Below are 2,007 nucleotides of genomic sequence, written 5' to 3' on the forward strand. Positions count from 1 at the left end.
ACCACCTGGCTATTGCAACCTCCAAAAGCTTACGGAGCAAGTCCTTCACCTTCAGAGGCACACCTTCTCCCGAAGTTACGGTGCTATTTTGCCTAGTTCCTTCACCCGAGTTCTCTCAAACGCCTTAGGATTCTCTCCTCACCCACCTGTGTCGGTTTTGGGTACGGTTTCGTGTTATCTGAAGCTTAGAGGCTTTTCTTGGAAGCATGGCATCAACCACTTCGGTTCACAAGGAACCTCGTCATCAGTTCTCGGCATTAAGGACCCGGATTTGCCTAAGTCCTCTGCCTACCACCTTAAACCGGGACATCCAACACCCGGCTGGCCTAGCCTTCTTCGTCCCCCCATCGCAATAACACAAAGTACAGGAATATTAACCTGTTATCCATCGACTACGCATTTCTGCCTCGCCTTAGGGACCGACTCACCCTGCTCCGATTAACGTTGAGCAGGAAACCTTGGGTTTTCGGCGTGCGGGTTTTTCACCCGCATTATCGTTACTCATGTCAGCATTCGCACTTCTGATACCTCCAGCATTCCTTACAGAACACCTTCGCAGGCTTACAGAACGCTCCCCTACCACTTACGCTTAACGCGTAAATCCGCAGCTTCGGTACATAGCTTAGCCCCGTTAAATCTTCCGCGCAGGCCGACTCGACCAGTGAGCTATTACGCTTTCTTTAAAGGATGGCTGCTTCTAAGCCAACCTCCTGGCTGTTTCTGCCTTCCCACATCGTTTTCCACTGAGCTATGATTTTGGGACCTTAGCTGGCGGTCTGGGTTGTTTCCCTCTTCACGACGGACGTTAGCACCCGCCGTGTGTCTCCCATGCTCGCACTTCCCGGTATTCGGAGTTTGCAACGGGTTGGTAAGTCGCAATGACCCCCTAGCCGTAACAGTGCTCTACCCCCGGGAGTGATACATGAGGCGCTACCTAAATAGCTTTCGGGGAGAACCAGCTATCTCCGGGCTTGATTAGCCTTTCACTCCGATCCACAGCTCATCCCCGTCTTTTTCAACAGACGTGGGTTCGGGCCTCCAGTGGGAATTACCCCACCTTCACCCTGGCCATGGATAGATCGCCCGGTTTCGGGTCTACTCCCAGCGACTATTCGCCCTATTAAGACTCGGTTTCCCTACGGCTCCCTTATACAGTTAGCCTCGCCACTGAAAGTAACTCGCTGACCCATTATACAAAAGGTACGCAGTCACATCTTTCGATGCTCCCACTGCTTGTACGCATACGGTTTCAGGTTCTATTTCACTCCCCTCACTGGGGTTCTTTTCGCCTTTCCCTCACGGTACTGGTTCACTATCGGTCGGCAACGAGTATTTAGCCTTGGAGGATGGTCCCCCCATATTCAGACAGGATTTCACGTGTCCCGCCCTACTCTTCGTCACCCACACAAACACCTTTTCGCATACGGGACTATCACCCTCTATCGCCGGACTTTCCAGACCGTTCTGCTAAAATGCTTATGCTTGATGTGACTGGGCTGTTCCGCGTTCGCTCGCCACTACTAACGGAATCTCGGTTGATTTCTTTTCCTCCAGGTACTTAGATGTTTCAGTTCCCTGGGTTCGCTTCCGTACCCTATGTATTCAGATACGGATACCTCTTACGAGGTGGGTTTCCCCATTCGGAGATCTTCGGATCAAAGCCTGTTTGCCGGCTCCCCGAAGCTTATCGCAAGCTACTACGTCCTTCATCGCCTGTTGCCGCCAAGGCATCCACCGTATGCGCTTATTCACTTGACCATATAACCCCAAATAGTTTTGGTTATATGTAATCGCTTGACATGATGCAACATACCCTGTGTATCGCACGCCATGGCTTATCGCCATGCGCACGACACTGTGAGATAAGCGTTTGAGTCACTTATCTCACGCCTTTCTATACATTCCTGATTGTTAAAGAGCAAAAACAGATGGTATAAACCACCTTCCGACTCAAAAGCCAGAACTGAACATCACAGGGTGACGCTCAGTTATAACCTCTGCATAAAA

The 2,007-nt window shown here is 50.9% G+C and carries 1 rRNA gene (cut by a window edge); it reads right to left on the reverse strand.

The features are described from left to right. Positions 1-1,758: ribosomal RNA gene (locus M3A44_14935) — 23S ribosomal RNA — on the reverse strand (it extends 1,137 nt beyond the left edge of the window). Positions 1,759-2,007: the final 249 nt, after the last annotated feature.

Source organism: Gammaproteobacteria bacterium, assembly GCA_040183005.1.
Lineage (GTDB): Bacteria > Pseudomonadota > Gammaproteobacteria.